21 protein-coding genes and 1 pseudogene are annotated in these 20,564 nt (G+C 39.4%); 12 read left to right on the top strand and 10 right to left on the bottom strand.

Annotated elements, in window-relative coordinates:
• The 4 genes and pseudogenes from QM959_RS08620 to QM959_RS08635 form a co-directional block, all read right to left on the bottom strand.
• A partial coding sequence (locus tag QM959_RS08620; protein WP_414372698.1) for a transposase family protein occupies nt 1-605 on the bottom strand: 605 nt, incomplete at its 3' end.
• Nucleotides 606-871: 266 nt separating this feature from the next.
• On the bottom strand, nt 872-2,074 hold the full coding sequence (locus tag QM959_RS08625) for an IS110 family transposase (protein ID WP_414372700.1): 1,203 nt from the start codon (nt 2,072-2,074) through the stop codon (nt 872-874).
• A gap of 612 nt (nt 2,075-2,686) precedes the next feature.
• A pseudogene (locus QM959_RS08630) lies at nt 2,687-3,813 on the bottom strand (IS30 family transposase).
• A gap of 98 nt (nt 3,814-3,911) precedes the next feature.
• On the bottom strand, nt 3,912-4,079 hold the full coding sequence (locus tag QM959_RS08635) for a hypothetical protein (protein WP_247935427.1): 168 nt from the start codon (nt 4,077-4,079) through the stop codon (nt 3,912-3,914).
• Between the two features lie 317 nt (nt 4,080-4,396).
• On the opposite strand from QM959_RS08635, the gene QM959_RS08640 reads away from it, so the two are divergent.
• The 5 genes from QM959_RS08640 to QM959_RS08660 all read left to right on the top strand — a co-directional run bounded on the left by QM959_RS08640 (nt 4,397) and on the right by QM959_RS08660 (nt 9,051).
• Complete coding sequence (locus QM959_RS08640; protein ID WP_247935428.1) at nt 4,397-5,563, top strand: AI-2E family transporter; 1,167 nt, start codon at nt 4,397-4,399, stop codon at nt 5,561-5,563.
• On the top strand, nt 5,553-6,782 hold the full coding sequence (locus tag QM959_RS08645; RefSeq protein WP_414372702.1) for a tetratricopeptide repeat protein: 1,230 nt from the start codon (nt 5,553-5,555) through the stop codon (nt 6,780-6,782). Before QM959_RS08640 ends, QM959_RS08645 begins: the two co-directional genes overlap by 11 nt.
• Nucleotides 6,783-6,921: 139 nt before the next feature.
• Nucleotides 6,922-7,563 (top strand): amino acid ABC transporter permease, encoded by a 642-nt coding sequence (locus tag QM959_RS08650; protein WP_247935430.1) that lies wholly within the window; start codon nt 6,922-6,924, stop codon nt 7,561-7,563.
• 9 nt (nt 7,564-7,572) lie between these two features.
• Nucleotides 7,573-8,202, top strand: a complete 630-nt coding sequence (locus QM959_RS08655) for an amino acid ABC transporter ATP-binding protein (RefSeq protein ID WP_414372704.1) — start codon at nt 7,573-7,575, stop codon at nt 8,200-8,202.
• 9 nt (nt 8,203-8,211) lie between these two features.
• Nucleotides 8,212-9,051, top strand: a complete 840-nt coding sequence (locus QM959_RS08660; RefSeq protein WP_414372706.1) for an amino acid ABC transporter substrate-binding protein — start codon at nt 8,212-8,214, stop codon at nt 9,049-9,051.
• Nucleotides 9,052-9,111: 60 nt separating this feature from the next.
• On the opposite strand, the gene lysS is transcribed toward QM959_RS08660, so the two are convergent.
• The 5 genes from lysS to QM959_RS08685 all read right to left on the bottom strand — a co-directional run bounded on the left by lysS (nt 9,112) and on the right by QM959_RS08685 (nt 13,728).
• Nucleotides 9,112-10,602, bottom strand: coding sequence for a lysine--tRNA ligase (gene lysS / locus QM959_RS08665; RefSeq protein ID WP_414372708.1), 1,491 nt, complete (start codon nt 10,600-10,602; stop codon nt 9,112-9,114).
• Between the two features lie 289 nt (nt 10,603-10,891).
• Entirely contained in the window at nt 10,892-11,509 is a 618-nt protein-coding gene (locus tag QM959_RS08670; protein ID WP_414372709.1) for a histidine phosphatase family protein, read from the bottom strand.
• On the bottom strand, nt 11,509-11,991 hold the full coding sequence (locus QM959_RS08675) for an aminoacyl-tRNA deacylase (protein WP_414372711.1): 483 nt from the start codon (nt 11,989-11,991) through the stop codon (nt 11,509-11,511). Before QM959_RS08675 ends, QM959_RS08670 begins: the two co-directional genes overlap by 1 nt.
• Nucleotides 11,991-12,833, bottom strand: coding sequence for a DUF368 domain-containing protein (locus QM959_RS08680; RefSeq protein ID WP_414372712.1), 843 nt, complete (start codon nt 12,831-12,833; stop codon nt 11,991-11,993). Before QM959_RS08680 ends, QM959_RS08675 begins: the two co-directional genes overlap by 1 nt.
• A gap of 94 nt (nt 12,834-12,927) precedes the next feature.
• The gene (locus QM959_RS08685) at nt 12,928-13,728 is read right to left on the bottom strand and encodes a glycoside hydrolase family 25 protein (protein ID WP_247935437.1); all 801 of its coding nucleotides are present in this window, start codon (nt 13,726-13,728) and stop codon (nt 12,928-12,930) included.
• Between the two features lie 154 nt (nt 13,729-13,882).
• Here QM959_RS08685 and glmU point away from each other — a divergent pair, with 154 nt between their 5' ends.
• From glmU to QM959_RS08720, 7 genes are all read left to right on the top strand, one after another.
• Nucleotides 13,883-15,262, top strand: a complete 1,380-nt coding sequence (gene glmU, locus QM959_RS08690) for a bifunctional UDP-N-acetylglucosamine diphosphorylase/glucosamine-1-phosphate N-acetyltransferase GlmU (RefSeq protein ID WP_414372714.1) — start codon at nt 13,883-13,885, stop codon at nt 15,260-15,262.
• A gap of 9 nt (nt 15,263-15,271) precedes the next feature.
• Nucleotides 15,272-15,817 carry an NUDIX hydrolase gene (locus QM959_RS08695; RefSeq protein ID WP_414372716.1) on the top strand — a complete coding sequence of 182 codons (546 nt, stop codon included), beginning with the start codon at nt 15,272-15,274 and terminating at the stop codon, nt 15,815-15,817.
• An 11-nt stretch (nt 15,818-15,828) separates the two neighbouring features.
• Nucleotides 15,829-16,140: a cell wall synthase accessory phosphoprotein MacP gene (macP, locus tag QM959_RS08700; protein WP_000517861.1), complete on the top strand. Its 312-nt coding sequence runs from the start codon at nt 15,829-15,831 to the stop codon at nt 16,138-16,140.
• Between the two features lie 16 nt (nt 16,141-16,156).
• Nucleotides 16,157-16,849: a 5'-methylthioadenosine/adenosylhomocysteine nucleosidase gene (locus QM959_RS08705; RefSeq protein ID WP_414372717.1), complete on the top strand. Its 693-nt coding sequence runs from the start codon at nt 16,157-16,159 to the stop codon at nt 16,847-16,849.
• A gap of 76 nt (nt 16,850-16,925) precedes the next feature.
• Nucleotides 16,926-17,417: a chromosome segregation protein RocS gene (gene rocS, locus QM959_RS08710; protein WP_000021242.1), complete on the top strand. Its 492-nt coding sequence runs from the start codon at nt 16,926-16,928 to the stop codon at nt 17,415-17,417.
• Nucleotides 17,418-17,520: 103 nt separating this feature from the next.
• Entirely contained in the window at nt 17,521-18,111 is a 591-nt protein-coding gene (locus QM959_RS08715) for a 3'-5' exonuclease (RefSeq protein ID WP_414372719.1), read from the top strand.
• Nucleotides 18,112-18,119: 8 nt separating this feature from the next.
• On the top strand, nt 18,120-19,883 hold the full coding sequence (locus QM959_RS08720) for a glycerophosphoryl diester phosphodiesterase membrane domain-containing protein (RefSeq protein WP_414372721.1): 1,764 nt from the start codon (nt 18,120-18,122) through the stop codon (nt 19,881-19,883).
• Between the two features lie 73 nt (nt 19,884-19,956).
• Here QM959_RS08720 and QM959_RS08725 read toward each other — a convergent pair whose 3' ends face one another.
• Complete coding sequence (locus tag QM959_RS08725; protein ID WP_000981526.1) at nt 19,957-20,256, bottom strand: YbaB/EbfC family nucleoid-associated protein; 300 nt, start codon at nt 20,254-20,256, stop codon at nt 19,957-19,959.
• Nucleotides 20,257-20,564 lie beyond the last annotated feature (308 nt).

Genomic DNA, 20,564 nt, shown 5'->3' on the forward strand with positions numbered 1-20,564 from the left:
CGAATAGCTCTATCGTAGCGAAGAAAGTGATTCCTGATGACAGCTTGTGTTCTTCCCTCAAGAACAGTGATGATATTGAGTTTTTCAAAATCTTGTGCAATGAAGCTCATCTTTCCCTTGGTAAAGGCATACTCGTCCCAAGACATAATCTCAGGAAGACGGCTAAAGTCATGCTTAAAGTGAAAGTCATTTAACTTGCGAATGACAGTTGAAGTTGAAATGGCCAGCTGATGAGCAATATCAGTCATAGAAGTCTTTTCAATCAACTTTTGAGCAATCTTTTGGTTGATAATACGAGGGATTTGATGATTTTTCTTGACGATAGAAGTCTCAGCGACCATCATTTTCGAGCACTGATAGCACTTGAAACGACGCTTTCTAAGGAGGATTCTAGTAGGCATACCAGTCGTTTCGAGGTAAGGAATTTTCGACGGTTTTTGAAAGTCATATTTCTTCATTTGACTTTCGCAATCAGGGCAAGATGGGGCTTCATAATCCAATTTAGCGATAATTTCCTTGTGTGTATCCATATTGATGATATCTAGAATTTTGATGTTCGGGTCTTTGATATCGAGTAGTTTTGTGATAAAATGTAATTGTTCCATATGATTCTTTCTAATGATGGTTTCGACGCTTTTCATTATAGGTCTTATGTGACTTTTTTTCTACACAAAATAGGCTCCATAATATCTATAGGGGATTTACCCACTACAAATATTATAGAGCCATTAATAAAAGAGATAAGACAGTAGCTATTCTGAGGTTACTGTCTTATTTTTAACACTTTTTGATCCATAAAAGGGCATGCTAAAAAACACCTCATCTGGTATTTTTTGAAACAAGGTGTTACAATAATACGGCATAGACAGCCTTATTGATTTTGGGTCAAAGAATAATCGTAAAGTTTGTTATGCGTAATGAGGTAATACATTGTTCGAATGAGACGATGTATAGAGGCAATCGTATGTGGCTTAGTTGAAGCTATTGTCGATTGTCTTTTTCGTTTCTCATAAAAGTCAGCGATATGGCAGGGATTGGTATGACTAGCTGAAGCGATGTTGTGAATGCACTTGAACAAGATTTTTCTGGCATAGGGATTACCTCGTTTAGTGATATGTTCCTTAGCGAGAAAGTTCCCAGATTCATAGTGTCTCAGGTCAATGCCAATAAAAGCGTTGATTTGATTGGTAGACTGAAAGCGACGAATATCTCCCAATTCGCCAATGATAGATGTCGCTGTGGTTTCTGCGATGCCAGGAATTGATCGTAAGATGTCATACTCTGGTAAAGGCTGAGCTAGAGCTACCATGTCGTTTAAGACAACTTGTCTGCGTTCAGAAAGACGAAGCAATTCTTGAGCATAGTAACGAACCTCTTCAAGCATTGGAGAGTTTTTCTTGATCGCACAAAAAGATTGTTTAGCGAGTTCTATAAGTTTATCAGTCAGGTAAGCAATACGCTTTTCAGAGATGCGTTTGGAGGTAGATTGACGGATAATCTCATACAAGTCACTTTGAGATAGGCTTAATACAAACTCTTTACATGGAAAAGCCATCACTAAGTTCCAATATTGCTCTTCAGTTGGTGTAGATAAGAGATTTTCCAATTCAGGAAAGGTGACTTGTAGAACCTTGTGCAGACGGTTTTTAGCTCGAACAAGATCTTCAGTCATATTTTGATAGAAACGGCTGAAATCACGCAAGTGTTGATAAACTTCTTCCTGCACGTAAGTTGGTTTACGATTGTGCACAAGCTGAGATTTAGCCAACTTTTCAGCGTCAATTTTATCTGTTTTACGAACTCGCAGACTGTCCAATTGCTTCTTAGCTTCCAGTGGATTTAGCCGTGTATAAGCGTAACCGTATTCCTCAAGAAAGGCCTGAAGACGTCGAGAATAGACGCCTGTGGCCTCAAATATAATCTCAGGGTTATGAACTGTTTTCAAGTCCCCCAACAGGCGATTGAATCCAATGACAGCATTGAGTATGGTGTAGCCGTGAACCTTCTCACCGTTGACTAAAATTGCCACCTCAGAACTTGTTTTACTTACATCAATTCCAAATACTGCACGCATGACATTACCTCTTTTGTCTTGAATAATTCCATGTTTTAGTGATTTTATTTTCAATACGCGACGTTTAGCGTCCCACATACTTTGATCAAACTCCACTAAAACAAGGTGTCTTGCCAGTTTGTCAAGCGACGTCTAGCGCCATAGAGCCCTACGACTTTACAAGACACCACTACTTTAACATAAAGAAAAAGTAGTGAATACTCTCTCCCGTCGGAAATTTCTTCACTACTAATCTTAGTATGTTTTCTACACAAAAATAGGCTCCATAATATCTATAGGGGATTTACCCACTACAAATATTATAGAGCCGAATTTTATAGACAATAGTTTGATTTAGATTTGAGGTAACTTCTAAAACTAAGTTCCAGTTTCCCACAACCTAGCTTTTAGTATGAGAAAAACGCGTGAAATCAGTGGAAATTCTTCTTAGACTAACTTCCACTGGTTTTCTTTTTCTTGATATATAAGGGTTCAAAAGCGAAAAGACTCAGAAAAAAGTGCACGACAAATAGCCCTAAAACAGAGTCGTCTTAGAGTAAATTCCAGTTGCTAGCGTTTAGTGTGAGACTTTTCGATGGTGATAAGATGTGTAGTTAGAGGGTAAAATTCCCTTTATTTCAATGAATCAGGTGATAAATGTGTGTCTTCTGGTTTGACAAATTGGCAACCCAAAAGAGCAGCGATATCCTCGCCAAATGTGAAGGTGAAGACGTCATAAGCAGATTTTCCTTGAAACTCTTCTCGTTTCAAGGAATTGACATGGGAAATGACTAGATTGATGTCTTTCTGAGTCAGCTGGTCAAAGGAAGTACCCTTGGGAAGAATGGCTCGCAAAACCGTATGGTTCTTCTCAATCCTCCCCTTCTGGTCAGGACGGCTAGGGTCGCAGAAGTAGAGGTGAGACTCCCATCAATGTCTCGCTCAAGCTCCTCCACATAGGAGAACTCAGATCCGTTGTCTGTGAGAATGACAGGGAACAGCTGATGGAACGCACCCCCTCCGTCCATGACTCTTTCTTTCAAAGCTGTGAATTTAGAGGCGACTTCCAGAGCGGTCTTGTTGACCAAAAGAAAGGCGAAGAGGAAGTTGCAGAAGGAAACATTGAAGGTGAGCAGTAGCTTTCCACCAGGTCTGCCGGTGACCGTGTCCATTTCCAACCATTTGAAGAAATCATCTGTTTCTCGTAACTCTTGGAAATCTTGATAGGTCCGCCCAATTTTCATCTCTTTGGGAATAGCTACTTTTCTGGATTTTCTACGTGCCTTGAACTTGACCATCCGAGGGAAATCAATGGGCTTGGCTGTTAGATAGCCCAGCTTGGCATGCCGATACACCGTAGCTTTCGACACAGGGAGATTATGTGTCTGAATGATATGGTAGATGCTTTGTTTCTTCTGGATGCCTTGGGTTAAGATCTTGTCTATCTGATAAAAACTTTCCTTGTTTAGGGGAATGCCCTCTCTGGACTTCCTCAACATAGTCTTGTACTGTTCCTGCGCCTTTTTGGCGTAGTAAAGATAGCGGTTAAACCCACAATCCGTCCTCTTTTTTGGACAGTTGTTACAGACATAAGGAGCTTTTTTGAGAAGTGGGCAATCCGTGCAATCAGATTTGACGGATGTTGGATGCATGATGCGATTGCGCTTGATTTCCTTTGAAATCGTTGACGGGTCTTTTCCTATCTTCTCAGCGATGGAACGGAAAGTTTCCTGTTGGCTGATTCCAGTTTGGATGTCAATCCGGTCTTCTAGAGTGAGATATTTTTGTTTTTTTTATCATGAGGCGCCTCCTCACGAAAAGTCTCAGACTTAATTCTAGCATCATTCGTCGTCTGAGACTAACTTCCAGTTTTAGGAGAGAGATGGAAGTTACTTTGAGAAGTTACGTCAAATTTCTTCTGAATTTTCTTTGGCTTGTTGGTATCTAGTGGACCATATAGAATACAACAAACGATAGACTTTTGGTGGACATCAATACCACAACACGTTTCAATCATGACTTCCATTATAAAAACCTCCTGTTAACTATTTGAACAATAGAACAAGAGGCTACTAGTAAAATATTTTCATGCTCAAGGCATATTAGAGTTTTCTCATGACTCTTGTTCATCCAGTTTTTGATACAGGCTAGGAAAAGCCCTATTAAACACCACGGATTTGTATTGTTCAGCTTCATTATAAGATAAACTTCGTTTTCTGTCATGAGTTATCAGGCTCTGCCTGCTTAGAGTTTTTTGTGTCGCTGTCTCCATGTAAGCACTTTAAAAAGAGTTATTTTGTTTCAAAAATGGTATAATGAGAGAACAATAGAAAGGAAGTATTTATGGAGCAAAAAGAGAAACATTTTAGCCTATCTTGGTTTTTCAAGTGGTTTTTGGATAACAAGGCAATTACTGTATTTTTGGTAACCTTATTATTGGGACTGAATCTTTTTATTTTAAGTAAGATTAGTTTTCTATTTTTACCTGTTTTAGACTTTTTGGCTGTCGTGATGTTACCAGTGATTTTATCTGGTTTGCTATATTATTTATTAAATCCTATTGTTGATTGGTTGGAGAAGCATAAGGTTAATCGTGTTATAGCTATCAGTATTGTCTTTGTCATCATCGCCCTCTTTATCATTTGGGGATTGGCAGTGGCTATTCCAAATCTGCAACGTCAAGTTTTAACCTTTGCAAGAAATGTACCAATCTATCTCGAAGATGCAGACAGAGTTATTAATGATTTGGTAACCAAGCATTTACCAGATGATTTCAGACCTCAATTAGAGCAAGTTTTGACAAACTTCTCAAGTCAGGCTACAGTTTGGGCGAGCAAGGTTTCTTCTCAGGCAGTCAACTGGGTGAGCGCCTTTATTAGTGGGGCATCTCAAGTGATTGTTGCCTTGATTATCGTTCCTTTCATGCTCTTTTATCTCTTGCGTGATGGGAAAGGCTTGCGTAACTATTTGACCCAATTCATGCCAACGAAATTGAAGGAACCTGTTGGACAAGTTTTATCAGATGTGAATCAACAGTTGTCCAACTATGTTCGAGGGCAAGTGACAGTGGCTATTATTGTAGCAGTAATGTTTATCATCTTTTTCAAGATTATCGGTCTACGCTATGCGGTTACACTGGGTGTAACAGCTGGTATTTTAAATCTGGTTCCTTATCTTGGTAGCTTCCTAGCTATGCTTCCTGCCCTAGTATTGGGCTTGATTGCTGGTCCAGTTATGCTTCTGAAAGTAGTGATTGTCTTTATCGTAGAACAAACTATTGAAGGCCGTTTTGTCTCTCCATTGATTTTGGGAAGTCAATTAAACATCCATCCTATTAATGTTCTCTTTGTCTTGTTAACTTCAGGATCCATGTTTGGTATTTGGGGAGTCTTACTTGGTATTCCGGTTTATGCCTCTGCTAAGGTTGTCATTTCAGCTATTTTTGAATGGTATAAGGTAGTCAGTGGCCTATATGAACTAGAGGGAGAGGAAGTCAAGAGTGAACAATAGTCAACAGATGTTACAGGCTTTGGAAGAGCAAGATTTAGCCAAGGCTGAGCATTATTTCGTCAAAGCTTTAGTAAATGATTCGAGTGAGCTGCTTTATGAGTTAGCCATTTATCTAGAAGGAATTGGTTTCTATCCTCAGGCCAAGGAAATTTATCTAAAAATCGTAGAGGATTTTCCAGAAGTAAATCTTAATCTAGCAGCTATTGCTAGTGAGGATGGTCAAATAGAAGAAGCATTTGCCTATCTAGAGGAAATCCAATCTGACAGTGATTGGTATGTTTCGGCTTTGGCTCTGAAGGCAGATCTATACGAGCTGGAAGGTTTAACAGATGTGGCGCGTGAGAAATTGTTAGAAGCATTGACTTACTCAGAGGATCCTCTCTTGATATTGGGTTTGGCAGAGTTGGATAGTGAGTTGGAAAATTACCAAGAGGCTATTCAAGGCTATGCTCAGTTAGATAATCGCTCGATTTATGAGCAAACGGGCATTTCCACCTATCAACGGATTGGTTTTGCCTATGCTCAGTTGGGTAAATTTGAAACGGCTACAGAGTTTTTAGAAAAAGCCCTGGAGTTAGAATACGATGATCTAACAGCTTTTGAGTTGGCCAGTCTTTACTTTGATCAAGAAGAATATCAGAAAGCCGTCCTATATTTTAAGCAGATCGATACCATTTCACCTGATTTTGAAGGCTATGAGTATGGGTATAGTCAGGCCTTGCATAAGGAACATCAAGTTCAAGAAGCCCTGCGTATCGCTAAGCAAGGCTTAGAGAAAAATCCCTTTGAAACTCGCCTCTTGCTGGCTGCTTCACAATTCTCTTATGAATTGCATGATGCTAGTGGGGCAGAAAATTATCTCCTTACTGCTAAAGAAGATGCTGAGGATACGGAAGAAATCTTACTCCGTCTAGCTACTATTTATCTAGAGCAGGAGCGTTATGAAGACATTCTAGACTTACAAAGTGAGGAGCCAGAAAATCTTTTGACCAAGTGGATGATTGCCCGTTCCTATCAAGAAATGGACGATTTGGATACTGCCTATGAACTTTATCAAGAGTTGGCAGGAGATTTGAAGGACAATCCAGAGTTTCTGGAACACTATATCTATCTCTTGCGTGAATTGGGATACTTTGAGGAAGCAAAAGTCAATGCTCAAACTTACTTAAAACTGGTTCCAGATGATGTGCAAATGCAAGAACTGATTGAGAGATTGTAAGAATATATTTTTAAAACTGTATCTTATCATTTTTGATAGATATAGTTTTTCTTTTTAAAAGAGAATTTTTTTGCAAAAATCCTTGGTTATTTTGTTTATTTATGCTATAATAGGAACAATTATTTTTAGGAGGTGCAGTATGTCTTATTTGTTTGAGATATTACCGAGTTTATTGAGCGGTGCAAGCATGACTTTACAGGTTTTTGCACTGGTCTTGATTTTTTCTATTCCTTTGGGCGTTTTGATTGCCTTTGCATTGCAAGTCCATTGGAAGCTCCTCCATCATCTGATTAACATTTATATCTGGATCATGCGGGGCACACCCTTGCTCTTGCAATTGATCTTTATCTATTATGTTCTCCCAAGTATTGGGATTCGTTTGGATCGCCTTCCTGCGGCCATTATTGCCTTTGTTCTCAATTATGCGGCTTACTTTGCTGAAATTTTTCGTGGAGGGATTGATACCATTCCTAAAGGTCAGTATGAGGCTGCTAAGGTCTTGAAGTTCAGTCCCTTTGCCACAGTTCGCTATATTATCTTGCCCCAAGTGACCAAGATTGTTCTTCCTAGTGTCTTTAATGAGGTCATGAGTTTGGTCAAGGATACTTCTTTGGTCTATGCTCTAGGAATTTCAGACCTTATCTTGGCTAGTCGAACAGCTGCCAACCGTGATGCTAGTTTGGTCCCTATGTTCTTGGCAGGAGCCATTTACTTGATTTTGATTGGTATTGTGACAATTATTTCTAAAAAAGTTGAGAAGAAGTACAGTTACTATAGATAGGAGGCTGCCATGTTAGAGTTACGAAATATTAATAAGGGATTTGGTCAAAAGCAAATTTTATCCAATTTCAGTCTAAAAATTCCTGAAAAGCAAATCCTGGCTATCGTTGGACCTTCTGGTGGAGGTAAGACAACCCTCTTACGTATGCTTGCGGGTCTTGAAACCATTGATTCAGGACAAATCTTTTATAATGGAGAACCTTTAGAACTGGATGAACTGGAGAAACGAAATCTACTGGGATTTGTATTCCAAGATTTTCAACTGTTTCCTCATTTATCAGTTCTAGATAATTTGACCTTATCACCTGTGAAAACAATGGGAATGAAGCAGGAAGAGGCTGAGAAGAAGGCACGAGGGCTTTTGGAACAGTTAGGATTGGCGGGACATGCAGATGCTTATCCATTCTCACTATCAGGTGGGCAAAAACAGCGGGTGGTCTTAGCGCGTGCTATGATGATTGACCCAGAAATCATTGGCTATGATGAGCCGACTTCTGCACTTGATCCAGAATTGCGCTTGGAAGTGGAAAAACTGATCTTGCAAAATAGGGAACTTGGCATGACGCAGATTGTGGTTACCCACGATTTACAGTTCGCTGAAAATATCGCAGATCAGATTCTCAAGATTGAGCCCAAGTAGGAGGTGCCGATGACTACTAAGAAAATTGCTTTGGTATTGGTTTCGCTCCTGACTCTCTTTTTAACGGCTTGTACTCAGAAGGCTAGTGATCCACAGCAGGATAACTGGGATAAGTATCAAGAGCAGGGGACCATTACTATTGGTTTTGACAATACTTTTGTACCCATGGGATTTGAAGAAAAAAACGGCCAATATACAGGCTTTGATATTGATTTAGCGCAAGCTGTCTCTGAAAAATTAGGCTTTAAAGTTCAATTTCAGCCAATCGATTGGGATATGAAGGAGACGGAACTGCAAAATGGAACCATAGACGCCATCTGGAATGGCTATTCTGCCACTGATGAACGCCGAGAGAAGGTTGCCTTTACGATTCCATATATGGAAAATCAGCAGGTTCTGGTTGCTAAGAAAAGCCAGCAAATTCGTTCAGGAGAGGATATGAAAGATAAGACCTTGGGAGCCCAAGCCGGTTCCTCTGGTTATTTAGACTTTGAAGCTCAGCCAGATTTACTGAAAAATCGTGTCAAAGACCAGAGGGCCAATCAATACCAGAGTTTCAATGAAGCCTTAATTGATTTGAAGAATGATCGGATTGATGCCTTGTTGATTGACCGAGTGTATGCTAATTATTACCTCCAGTCTGAAGGTATATTAAATGACTATAATATCTTTTCAGCTGGATTTGAAAGTGAATCCTTTGCGGTCGGAGTTAGACCTGCAGATAAAAAATTACTCCAAGTTTTAAACCAAGCTTTTGTTCAACTATACCAAGAAGGAAAGTTCCAGGAAATCAGCCAAAAATGGTTTGGAGAAGATGTAGCAACCAAAGAAGTGAAAAGTAGAGATTGAGTTTTTCCTCAGTCTCTTTTTGCATCAAAAAACCTCTGGCAAGTGCCAGAGGAGAAGGGATTATTTCATTGTTGGGAAGAGCAATACATCACGGATAGTTGTTGTATCAGTGAGGAGCATACAGAGACGGTCAATTCCGATTCCCAAACCACCTGTTGGTGGCATTCCGTATTCAAGTGCTTCAATGTAGTCATAGTCGATGCCAGTCGCTTCATCGTCACCAAGTTCTTTTGCTTTAGCTTGGGCTTCAAAACGGCTAAGCTGATCGATTGGATCGTTGAGCTCAGTGAAGGCATTACCGTATTCTTTGGTCATGATGAAGAGCTCGAAACGGTCAGTAAAGCGTTGGTCTTCAGGGTTCTTCTTAGCAAGTGGAGATACTGCTACTGGATGTCCATAGACAAAGGTAGGTTGAATCAATGTTTCTTCAACAAACTCTTCAAAGAAGGCATTAATGATGTGGCCAACTTCAGTGTAATGTTTCTCAACTGGAACGTTCTTCTCAGCAGCGATAGCTTTAGCTTCTTCAAAGGTCATATCTTGCCAGAAATCTACACCAGTAATTTCTTTGATAGCATCGACCATGTGAACACGTTTAAATGGTTCATTGATCTTGATCTCAGTTCCTTGATAGTTGACTGGACCATCACCTTTAACTGATTTAGCAGCGTGTTGGATAATGCCTTCAGTCAAGTCCATGATATCTTGGAAGTCTGCATAAGCTTGGTAAACTTCGATAGAAGTGAACTCAGGGTTATGAGTAGCGTCCATTCCTTCGTTACGGAAGATACGGCCGATTTCGTAAACACGTTCCATACCACCAACGATGAGACGTTTCAAGTGGAGCTCAGTCGCGATACGAAGCACCATATCAATGTTTTGAGCATTGTGGTGAGTGATAAATGGACGAGCAGCAGCACCACCAGCTTCGTTGTGAAGAACAGGTGTTTCTACTTCAAGGAAACCTTTTTGGTCAAGGTAACGACGGATTTCAGAGATGATTTTTGAACGAGTGACAAAGCGCTCAAAGCTTTCACGGTTCGAAATCAAGTCAAGGTAACGTTTACGGTAAATGGTTTCAACGTCTGTCAAACCGTGGAATTTCTCTGGAAGTGGACGAAGAGCCTTAGACAAGTGAGTGATGTGAGTAGCTTTGATAGAGAGTTCTCCCATATCTGTACGCATCACTTCACCTTCGACACCAAGGAAGTCACCAAGATCTGCTTTTTTGAAGATTTCGTAGTTTTCTTCACCGACAGCATCCTTACGAACGTAGATTTGAATCTGGCCTTCGCGGTCTTGAAGGTGGGCAAATCCAACTTTACCTTTACCACGTTTGGTTACCAAGCGTCCTGCGATAGTAGCTGTTTCGTTTTTATCATGTAATTGTTCTTTATCGAGGTCGGCATATTTATCTTTTAATTCTTGTGAATTTGCAGTGCGTTCAAAACGTTTTCCGAAGGGATCGATTCCTTGTTCACGGAGCGCAGCCATTTTTTCACGGCGAACGATCTGCTGGTCATTTAGTTCTTCCATATGTTCTGTTGACATGGGATCCTCCTAATTTTACTCAAAATTGAATACGATGAGTCATTTTTTGCGATACTCCCATTTTATCATAAATAAGTAAGAAATTCACGGATAATCTTTAAAAACTAAAAGAACTTGACGCTAATACTCAATGAAAATCAAAGAGCAAACTAGGAAGCTAGCCGCAGGCTGCTCAAAGCATAGCTTTGAGGTGGCAGATAGAACTGACGAAGTCAGTGAACCATACCTACGGCAAGGCGACGTTGACGTGGTTTGAAGAGATTTTCGAAGAGTATAAAATTAAGTTCTTTTATTGATAGGAAGTATCATTCCAAGTATAGAGAGTGAATGTTTCAAAATCATGGGTTTCTAGAATGGTCAGGCTGGCATTTGCTAGACCGCCATCTTTACGAAGAAGTGGTTCTTTATAGCCTAGGAGAGTACGAAGACTGGCAGTAAGATTGGCACCATGACCGACAATTAGAATACGCTCAGCCGGACTATCTTTGAGTGATTTGATAAATTGGATGGTCCGCTGTGTGGTGCTATAGAGGGATTCGGCTCCAAACATTTGAGTGTCAAACTTGGCAAGATTAGATCGGAAAGCTTTGATTTGTTGCGGGTAAATAGCTTCCAAGGTTGCAATTTTTAAACCTTCCAACTTCCCCAGCTGCCATTCCCGGATATTCGGAACACTTTCTAAAGGACAGGGCGTCTGAAGTTGACTTTGGATAATCTCAGCAGATTTGACCGTTCGAGGTAAATCACTTGAATAAATCTGATCAAAAGGAATATCCTTAAGATATTGGCCAAGTTGTTTTAGGGTTTCAATGGATTCAGGAAGAAGGGGAGAATCTCCACTAGCACCTTGAAAACGGCCTTCTTGGTTCCATACTGTACGACCGTGGCGGACAAAGTAGAGTTTCATTATTTGCCGTCCTCCAAGATATCTACAAAGTCAGCCTTTACAAAGCTGGCCAAGTCTTGTGGTGCGACGATAATGCTGTGACCAACTTCCCCTGCAGAGACAATCATTTGATCCAAGTCAAGAGCAATTTTATCGATAAAAATGGGGTAATTGTGTTTCTGACGAATTCCGACAGGATTATTGGCTCCATGAATATAACCTGTTGTTTTTTCCAAGTCCTTTTGTGGAATCATGCTCACTTTTTTATTGCCAGAAATTTTGGCTAGTTTCTTTTCAGACAAGTGTTGAGTGATAGGGACGATACCGATAATCGGTCCTGTTTTATCTCCTAAAAGTGCCAAGGTTTTGAAAATCTGATCTCGTTCATAACCTTGAGGAAGCTCTCCTTTCAGGGCATTGATTTGAATTCCCTGATGTGGTATATCTGCTTTAGACAGGATTTGTTCCACTAATGTTTTTTTGATTTTTACTTTTTTTGCCATTATTTATACTTATCCTCCAATTGGCTCATCCAAATACCAAGCCAGATTCCTAGTGCAAAGAAGAAGGCGATGATGACATAGGCAACAAGTGAAAGTCCAGTGTACTGGATACTTTCAGCGTTTCCTGCATTTGGAATCAAGATCAAAAGGGTACTTGAGAGAACAATACCGATGATGAAATGATAGACGCGTGAGTGGAAGTTGTTTAAGGCATAATCCATCATTTTTGAAAAAATGATGAGAGTAGCACCTGCACCAATTCCAATCGGGAAGAAGGTTCCCAAGAGGTCAAAGGTTTTAAAACCAGTCAACATAGGAGCATAGAGGCCCAAAATCAAAAGTAGATTTGATGGGCTGAGGCCAGGAACCAAGACGCCAAGAGCCAGGAGTGCACCCGCTAGGACGAAATTAAGAAAGCTAGCACTTAAGGTTCCAACGACAAAATTTAAGGCATAGAGTCCTAATCCAGAAATGATAAAGGTTGTCCAGAACCAAGCCAAATCAATCTTGTCTCGGTCAGATTCTCGAGTTGATTCCTTGAGGAGACTAGGAACTGTCCCAATGATGGCACCTGCAAAGCTCCATAAGACAAAGACCTGATAATTTTCAAGCAGGTATTCAATCGGGTAGGAAAATAAGCCGATTCCCAGAAGCATACCAATCGCAACTGGAATAAAGTACAAAACATTTTCTTTAAAGTCTTTAAAGGGATGGGCCAGAAAGCCAATCATCCGTTCATAGATTCCTAAGATTGCTGCTAGAACCCCTCCAGAAATCCCTGGTAAGATAAATCCAAGAGCAATCACAATCCCTTTAATAATACGTGCTAACCATGAAAGCATATATTTCCTCCAACTATTTCTATTTCAAAAAATCCTTACTATATTGTATCACAATCTATAATAAAAAGAAAAAGCAAATGATAAACAAATGCTTTTAAGGTTTTAAAAAGAGTTTTCTAAAGGTTTCTTCTTTGTTTTTTAAGGAAGAAATGACGTTGATGTCCAAATCGTGGTCAAAGCCAGCAATTTTTCCTTTAGATGTGTATTGGTGAATGTCGTAATCTAAATCAGTCTTAGGAGTAGCCTCGTAAAATCCTGAGTCAGAACCATAGGAAGGAATCCAAACAGACGTAAACTTGTCTGTATCAATACTGTGTTCTTCCATGAAGTAGACCCCAACGTAGATTCCGATATTTTTAGCACCTAGTGATTCTAGTTTTGCTCGAAAGGCTTCAACACCTTCGTTCATATTGGACATGGTTTTGTCTTCCACATCTAGCCAATAGTAGCTAGGGCTGTACGGCGATGAAGCGTTATAAAATACTTCAGCAGCCTTTTCCATTTCTTGGACACTTTTTCCAGCTACATAGGCATAGACACCAACTGGGACATTTCGTTTTTGAAACTCGGTAATATGGGTTTTAAAGGCCTTATCTACCCCATTAACAAAGGAAGCATCGTTTTCTTTTGAAGACTGAGCGCCACTATGGACACGAACGATAGCTCCAGAAATATTTTGAGACAGAGTATCGTAATTAATTTCCTCAGGACGTTGCCAACCAGAAACATCAATTACCGGTTTATCTATATTATGTAGCGCTTGCGATTCTACTTGCGCGATATTTGACTTTGTTTTTACAGGATGGTCCTCAAAACGAGGGCGATTCAGGATTAAAATGAAAATCATAATCCCAAAAAAACCATACAAAATAAGCGGATTAATTTTCTTTCTCATATCTCATAATTTTACCTTAAAAATGAAAAAAAATCAAAAAAAATACTCAAAAAATGGGTTAAGAAAGGACTTTAGAGCATTTTTTCATTCAAGAGCGCGGAATGATTTGAAATATGGTATAATAAAAGGGAATTTCTAGAGAAAAGAGAAGATTATGTCAAATTATGCCATTATTTTAGCAGCGGGTAAAGGGACTCGCATGAAATCTGATTTGCCAAAAGTTTTGCACAAGGTTGCGGGTATTTCTATGTTGGAACATGTTTTCCGTAGTGTGGGAGCTATCCAACCTGAAAAGACAGTCACAGTTGTAGGACACAAGGCGGAACTGGTTGAGGAAGTCTTGGCTGGACAGACAGAATTTGTGACTCAATCTGAACAGTTGGGGACAGGTCATGCAGTTATGATGACTGAGCCTATCTTAGAAGGTTTGTCAGGTCACACCTTGGTCATCGCAGGGGATACTCCTTTAATCACAGGTGAAAGCTTGAAAAACTTGATTGATTTCCACATCAATCATAAAAATGTGGCCACTATCTTGACTGCTGAAACGGATAATCCTTTCGGCTATGGACGAATTGTACGTAATGACAATGCAGAGGTTCTTCGCATTGTTGAGCAGAAGGATGCTACAGACTTTGAAAAGCAAATCAAGGAAATCAACACTGGAACTTACGTCTTTGACAACGAGCGTTTGTTTGAGGCTTTGAAAAATATTAATACCAACAATGCTCAAGGAGAATACTATATTACAGATGTTATTGGCATTTTCCGTGAAGCTGGTGAAAAAGTTGGCGCTTATACTTTGAAAGATTTTGATGAGAGTCTTGGGGTAAATGACCGTGTGGCTCTTGCGACAGCTGAGTCAGTTATGCGCCGTCGCATCAATCATCAACACATGGTCAATGGTGTTAGCTTTGTCAATCCAGAAGCAACTTATATCGATATTGATGTTGAGATTGCTTCGGAAGTTCAAATCGAAGCCAATGTTACCTTGAAAGGGCAAACGAAAATTGGTGCTGAGACTGTTTTGACAAACGGTACTTATGTAGTGGATAGCACTATCGGAGCAGGAGCTATCATTACCAATTCTATGATTGAGGAAAGCAGTGTTGCAGATGGTGTGACAGTCGGTCCTTATGCCCATATTCGTCCAGGTTCAAGTCTGGGTTCCCAAGTTCATATTGGTAACTTTGTTGAGGTGAAAGGTTCTTCAATCGGCGAGAATACCAAGGCTGGTCATTTGACTTATATCGGAAACTGTGAAGTGGGTAGCAACGTTAATTTTGGTGCAGGAACCATTACAGTCAATTATGACGGCAAAAACAAATACAAAACAGTTATTGGTAACAATGTCTTTGTTGGTTCAAATTCAACCATTATTGCGCCAGTAGAACTTGGTGACAATTCCCTCATCGGTGCTGGTTCAACTATTACTAAAGACGTGCCAGCAGATGCGATTGCTATTGGTCGTGGTCGTCAGGTCAATAAAGACGAATATGCAACACGCCTTCCTCATCATCCTAAAAATCAGTAGGAGCCTATCATGGAATTTGAAGAAAAAACACTTAGCCGAAAAGAAATCTATCAAGGGCCAATTTTTAAACTGGTCCAAGATCAGGTTGAATTACCAGAAGGCAAGGGAACTGCCCAACGTGATTTGATTTTCCACAATGGAGCTGTCTGTGTTTTAGCTGTAACGGATGAGCAAAAACTCATCTTGGTCAAGCAGTACCGTAAAGCTATCGAGGCTGTCTCTTACGAAATTCCAGCCGGAAAGTTGGAAGTAGGAGAAAATACAGATCCTGTTGCAGCAGCTTTGCGTGAATTAGAGGAAGAAACAGCCTATACAGGGAAATTAGAACTCTTGTATGATTTTTACTCAGCCATTGGCTTTTGTAATGAAAAGTTAAAACTATATTTAGCAAGCGATTTGACAAAGGTGGAAAATCCGCGTCCGCAGGATGAGGATGAAACATTAGAAGTCCTTGAAGTGAGCTTAGAAGAAGCTAAGAAATTAATCCAATCAGGTCATATCTGTGATGCCAAGACAATTATGGCTATTCAGTATTGGGAATTGCACAAAAAATAGAGGAGGTCAGTATGGGTAAACCTTTATTAACGGATGAAATGATTGAAAGAGCTAATAGAGGCGAAAAAATTTCGGGTCCCCCTTTGCTAGACGATGAGGAGACTAAGATTTTACCAACCTCTTCTTCCCGTTTTGGTTATGCCAATCCTAAGGATCATGGTTTTAGCCAGGAAACCTTGAAGATTCAGGTCGAACCGTCTATTCATAAAAGCCGTCGCATTGAAAATACCAAGAGAAATGTCTTCAATTCTAAATTGAATAAAATCTTATTCGCAGTCATCTTTCTCTTGATTTTGCTTGTGTTGGCAATGAAACTGTTGTAATAGAAAAGGAATTGAAATGAAAATAGGAATTATTGCGGCTATGCCAGAAGAACTGGCTTATCTGGTCCAGCATCTAGAAAATGCCCAAGAGCAAGTTGTTTTAGGAAATACCTATCATACAGGAACCATTGCCTCGCATGAAGTCGTTCTTGTAGAAAGTGGAATTGGTAAGGTCATGTCTGCTATGAGTGTAGCGATTTTGGCTGATCATTTTCAAGTGGATGCTTTGATTAACACGGGATCAGCTGGGGCAGTAGCAGAAGGTATTGCTGTTGGGGAAGTTGTGATTGCTGACAAATTAGCTTATCATGATGTGGATGTCACAGCTTTTGGTTATGCTTATGGACAAATGGCGCAACAACCGCTTTATTTCGAATCAGATAAAACCTTTGTTGCCAAAATCCAAGAGAGTTTATCTCAATTGGATCAAAACTGGCATCTTGGTTTGATTGCTACAGGAGATAGTTTTGTTGCAGGAAATGACAAGATAGAAGCGATTAAATCTCATTTCCCGGATGTTTTGGCTGTTGAGATGGAGGGGGCAGCTATTGCTCAGGCAGCGCATGCTCTGAATCTTCCAGTTTTAGTCATCCGAGCTATGAGTGATAATGCCAACCATGAAGCAAATATCTCTTTTGATGAGTTTATTATCGAAGCTGGACGTCGCTCTGCCCAAGTCTTGTTAGCCTTTTTGAAGGCCTTAGATTAAGTGGAAATTTGACAGTTTTTCGAGCTTATGATAAGATTTAAGTAAAGAAAAGCTAGAAAACGTTTCAGAGGATATTATGAGTATTGAAATGACCGTCAGTGAGATTGCAGAGGTCTTAGGATTATCTCGCCAAGCAATCAATAATCGTGTCAAAGAATTACCAGAAGAAGACACAGATAAAAATGACAAAGGGGTAACAGTAGTTACCAGAAGTGGCTTGATTAAGCTAGAAGAAATCTATAAAAAAACGATTTTTGAAGATGAGCCTGTCAGTGAAGATGTCAAGCAACGTGAACTGATGGAGATTCTGGTTGATGAGAAGAATGCAGAAATTCTTCGTCTTTATGAACAATTAAAAGCAAAAGATCGTCAGTTATCAGAAAAAGACGAGCAGATGCGTATCAAAGACCGTCAGATTGCTGAGAAAGACAAACAACTAGATCAGCAGCAACAATTGACTCTTCAAGCCATGAAGGATCAAGAAAATCTTAAGCTAGAGCTGGACCAAGCAAAAGAAGAAGTCCAATCCACTAAGAAAGGCTTTTTTGCTCGTTTATTTGGAGGATAATTAAGGAGCTGTTTAGGTTAATGCTTAACCTGATGGCTTCTTTTGTTTCTAATCTAAATAGTATAGTTGCTTAAGTAAGATAACAGTAGAGGAGAGGTATAAAATGGAACGATTAGAAGATTACATTGCTTTTGACTTAGAATTTAATCAGCACGAAGGACAAACACACCTGATTCAAGTATCTGCAGTGCGTTTTAGGGATGGTCAGGAAATCGATGCCTATGATTCCTATGTTCATACCATTGTTCCCTTAAAAAGCTTTATCAATGGTTTGACTGGGATTACAGCTGAGACCTTAAAAGATGCTCCGCCAGTGGAGGAAGTTATAAAAGAATTCCAAGCTTTTGTAGGTTCTTTGCCGATGGTTGGCTACAATGCTGCTAAAAGTGATTTGCCTATTCTAGCAGAGCATGGTTTAGACTATAGCCAGCATTACAAGGTGGATTTGTATGATGAAGCTTTTGAACGTCGGAGTTCAGATCTACATGGTATTGCCAATCTCAAGTTGCAAACTGTTGCCTCGTTTCTTGGATTTCAAGGTCAGTCTCATAATAGCTTAGAGGATGCTCGTATGACGGCGCGTGTTTACGAGTCCTTTCTAGAGTCGGATCAAGCTAGAGAATTATTAGGGACAGAAAGTAGTCTATCAACCAATCCTTTTGGTGGCTTGGACTTGTCTCAATTATTTGACTAGGAGTGCCTATGAAACCTGAAAAACCTAAAAATCTAGGTTTTAAGCAGATATACTTTAATCTAGATAAAATTCTCTTTCTCTTTTTCTTGATATTCATGATGATTGAGTTTGTCTGGTTACCACTTAATTCTTGGATTGCTGGACTTTTGCTCCGTCAGACAGGTTATCTCTTTCTTTCCTACAACAATATTTTTGCTATTATAAAGGGTTCTCCTTTTGTTAGTATTGCTTTATTTGTTTTGGTAATTGTTAATTTACTAATTGCCTATTACCAGATAGGACTTCTCTTTATCGGAGCTCGACACCTCCTCTATCATGAAAAGAGAACCCTGCTGGAGTACAGTCGTAAGGTTTTTCGTCAAAGTTTCTTGTTTATGAGGCAAGTGACGCTTGCCAAGATAGCCTTTATCTTCTTTTATGTTATGATGCTCTTTCCATTGATTCGAAAGATTTTAAAGATTTACTACCTCAATAAAATCGTTATACCGGACTTCATCGTTGATTATGTGGAAGACAAATATTGGCTAGTAGGTATAGTAGTTACTATTTTGGCTTTACTTCTGTTTTACATTTCAGTGCGTTTCATGTTTGCCCTACCTCAGCTTTTATTTGAGAAGAAAACAGTCAAAGAAGCAGTTAGATACAGTCTAGAGAAGACAAGAAAGCACTCCTGGTTTTATACTTGGAACTTGCTTTGGATTGTCGTCAAAACCTACCTATTTTTCATTCTTTTATTGATTCCAATCTTGGCAAGTCAGGCACTGATGGATGGTCTGACCCATAAGGAATCTCTTGTTCTGGGAATGATCAACTTTGTCTTGATTAAGAATTTCCACTATATGGTCTTAACTTACTTTCTCATTAAGTTTGTTTCTTTCTTAACAGGAGAAGAATTAGAAATCACACCAAGGAGAAAGAAAGACCACTGGATGAGATGGGGAGTGATGGGTTGTGCTGGTATCTTTTTCGCTTTTGAGGGTTATGTTTATTTAGAAGCTCCAGTTGCCAATAAACCTTTAATCATCTCTCACAGGGGAGTATCTAATAAGAATGGTGTGCAAAATACAGTTCAATCTTTAGAAAAGACAGCTCAACTAAGTCCAGACTTTGTTGAGACGGATGTACAAGAAACAAAAGATGGTCAGTTTGTCATGATGCATGATGCCAATATAAAGAATCTGACGGGAGTTAATGCTAATCCTCAAGATTTAACCTTGGAGGAGTTAACCAAACTCGATATTTCAGAAAATGGTTATCATAGCAAGGTGTCTAGTTTTGATGACTATCTCAATAAAGCCAATGAATTGCATCAAAAGCTTCTTATTGAGATTAAAACCAGTCGAAAAGATAGCCCAGATATGATGAAACGCTTTATGGAAAAATATGGAACGGTTCTTAAGCAGAATGGTCACCAAATGCAGTCCTTGGACTATCATGTGATTGACCAGGTGTTAGCCTACGATTCTCCAATTCCAGTCTATTTCATCCTACCTTATAATAGTATTTTTCCAAGAACTAAGGCTACAGGTTATACCATGGAGTATTCAACTTTGGATGAAAATTTTGTCAACAAGCTTTGGAATACCGATCAGAAATTGTACGTGTGGACTATCAATAGTTCAGAGTCCTTTGATAAATCTGTTCATTTGGGAGCTGATGGCATGATAACAGATGATTTGGAAATGGTTCAAGAACAGGTTACCATTGCCCAAGAAGACCCAGAGTATACGGATTTACTGTTCAAACAGGCCATGGAATTCTTTAATTTTTAGTAAGCAAAAAGAGGAACAGTTGTTCCTCCCACGATAGGCAAGTATTCTCTTGAATGCTTGTTTTTTCTTATGCTTAGAATGGCAATTTCCCAGCGAAAGCGCCTAGTTTTTTCTTAGTCGTTTCATCGATTTGTTCAAGAGCAGAGTTGATGGCTTGAACAGTCATGTCAGAAAGAGTTTCAAGGTCTTCTGGATCAACGACCGCTGGATTGAAGTCAATGCTGACAACTTTCTTATCTCCAGTTAAGGTCGCTTGAACAAGGTCTTGAGCAGATTTGCCAACAAATTGCATAGCAGCAAGTTCAGCTTGGCTTTGTTCCATTTGTTTTTGAAGTTTCTGTGCTTGACGCATCATGTTTTGCATGTTCATCATAGTGATTTACAGTTTCCTTTTATCTTATTTTCTTTCCTATTTTATCAATTTTGGGGTTAAAAGTCTATTGTTAGTATAAATCCCCTAACATTAAATTACCGAAGAGATTTTCGAAGAGTATGAGTCTGGAACATGAAAACAGCAGTTAATTTCAAGAAACAAAAAAGAACAGCCGAAGCTGTCTCAGATTGAAGACAAACGTCATTTTTGGCATTTGTCTTTTTTGCTTTTCAAAAATATTTTGTCTTATCACCTACTAATCTATCCCAAAATCTGAATTTGAGAAAAATAAAAAGAGATATTCTCTA

Source organism: Streptococcus mitis (assembly GCF_047459985.1).
Lineage (GTDB): Bacteria > Bacillota > Bacilli > Lactobacillales > Streptococcaceae > Streptococcus > Streptococcus mitis_DZ.

What these genes read in the sequence shown, in the direction of transcription:
- QM959_RS08625 (WP_414372700.1), bottom strand. Translation starts at nt 2,074, where the DNA reads ATGCGTGCAGTATTTGGAATTGATGTAAGTAAAACAAGTTCTGAGGTG.
- QM959_RS08635 (WP_247935427.1), bottom strand. Translation starts at nt 4,079, where the DNA reads ATGGAAGTCATGATTGAAACGTGTTGTGGTATTGATGTCCACCAAAAG.
- QM959_RS08640 (WP_247935428.1), top strand. Translation starts at nt 4,397, where the DNA reads ATGGAGCAAAAAGAGAAACATTTTAGCCTATCTTGGTTTTTCAAGTGG.
- QM959_RS08650 (WP_247935430.1), top strand. Translation starts at nt 6,922, where the DNA reads ATGTCTTATTTGTTTGAGATATTACCGAGTTTATTGAGCGGTGCAAGC.
- QM959_RS08655 (WP_414372704.1), top strand. Translation starts at nt 7,573, where the DNA reads ATGTTAGAGTTACGAAATATTAATAAGGGATTTGGTCAAAAGCAAATT.
- QM959_RS08660 (WP_414372706.1), top strand. Translation starts at nt 8,212, where the DNA reads ATGACTACTAAGAAAATTGCTTTGGTATTGGTTTCGCTCCTGACTCTC.
- lysS (WP_414372708.1), bottom strand. Translation starts at nt 10,602, where the DNA reads ATGTCAACAGAACATATGGAAGAACTAAATGACCAGCAGATCGTTCGC.
- QM959_RS08670 (WP_414372709.1), bottom strand. Translation starts at nt 11,509, where the DNA reads ATGAAACTCTACTTTGTCCGCCACGGTCGTACAGTATGGAACCAAGAA.
- QM959_RS08675 (WP_414372711.1), bottom strand. Translation starts at nt 11,991, where the DNA reads ATGGCAAAAAAAGTAAAAATCAAAAAAACATTAGTGGAACAAATCCTG.
- QM959_RS08680 (WP_414372712.1), bottom strand. Translation starts at nt 12,833, where the DNA reads ATGCTTTCATGGTTAGCACGTATTATTAAAGGGATTGTGATTGCTCTT.
- QM959_RS08685 (WP_247935437.1), bottom strand. Translation starts at nt 13,728, where the DNA reads ATGAGAAAGAAAATTAATCCGCTTATTTTGTATGGTTTTTTTGGGATT.
- glmU (WP_414372714.1), top strand. Translation starts at nt 13,883, where the DNA reads ATGTCAAATTATGCCATTATTTTAGCAGCGGGTAAAGGGACTCGCATG.
- QM959_RS08695 (WP_414372716.1), top strand. Translation starts at nt 15,272, where the DNA reads ATGGAATTTGAAGAAAAAACACTTAGCCGAAAAGAAATCTATCAAGGG.
- macP (WP_000517861.1), top strand. Translation starts at nt 15,829, where the DNA reads ATGGGTAAACCTTTATTAACGGATGAAATGATTGAAAGAGCTAATAGA.
- QM959_RS08705 (WP_414372717.1), top strand. Translation starts at nt 16,157, where the DNA reads ATGAAAATAGGAATTATTGCGGCTATGCCAGAAGAACTGGCTTATCTG.
- rocS (WP_000021242.1), top strand. Translation starts at nt 16,926, where the DNA reads ATGAGTATTGAAATGACCGTCAGTGAGATTGCAGAGGTCTTAGGATTA.
- QM959_RS08715 (WP_414372719.1), top strand. Translation starts at nt 17,521, where the DNA reads ATGGAACGATTAGAAGATTACATTGCTTTTGACTTAGAATTTAATCAG.
- QM959_RS08720 (WP_414372721.1), top strand. Translation starts at nt 18,120, where the DNA reads ATGAAACCTGAAAAACCTAAAAATCTAGGTTTTAAGCAGATATACTTT.
- QM959_RS08725 (WP_000981526.1), bottom strand. Translation starts at nt 20,256, where the DNA reads ATGATGAACATGCAAAACATGATGCGTCAAGCACAGAAACTTCAAAAA.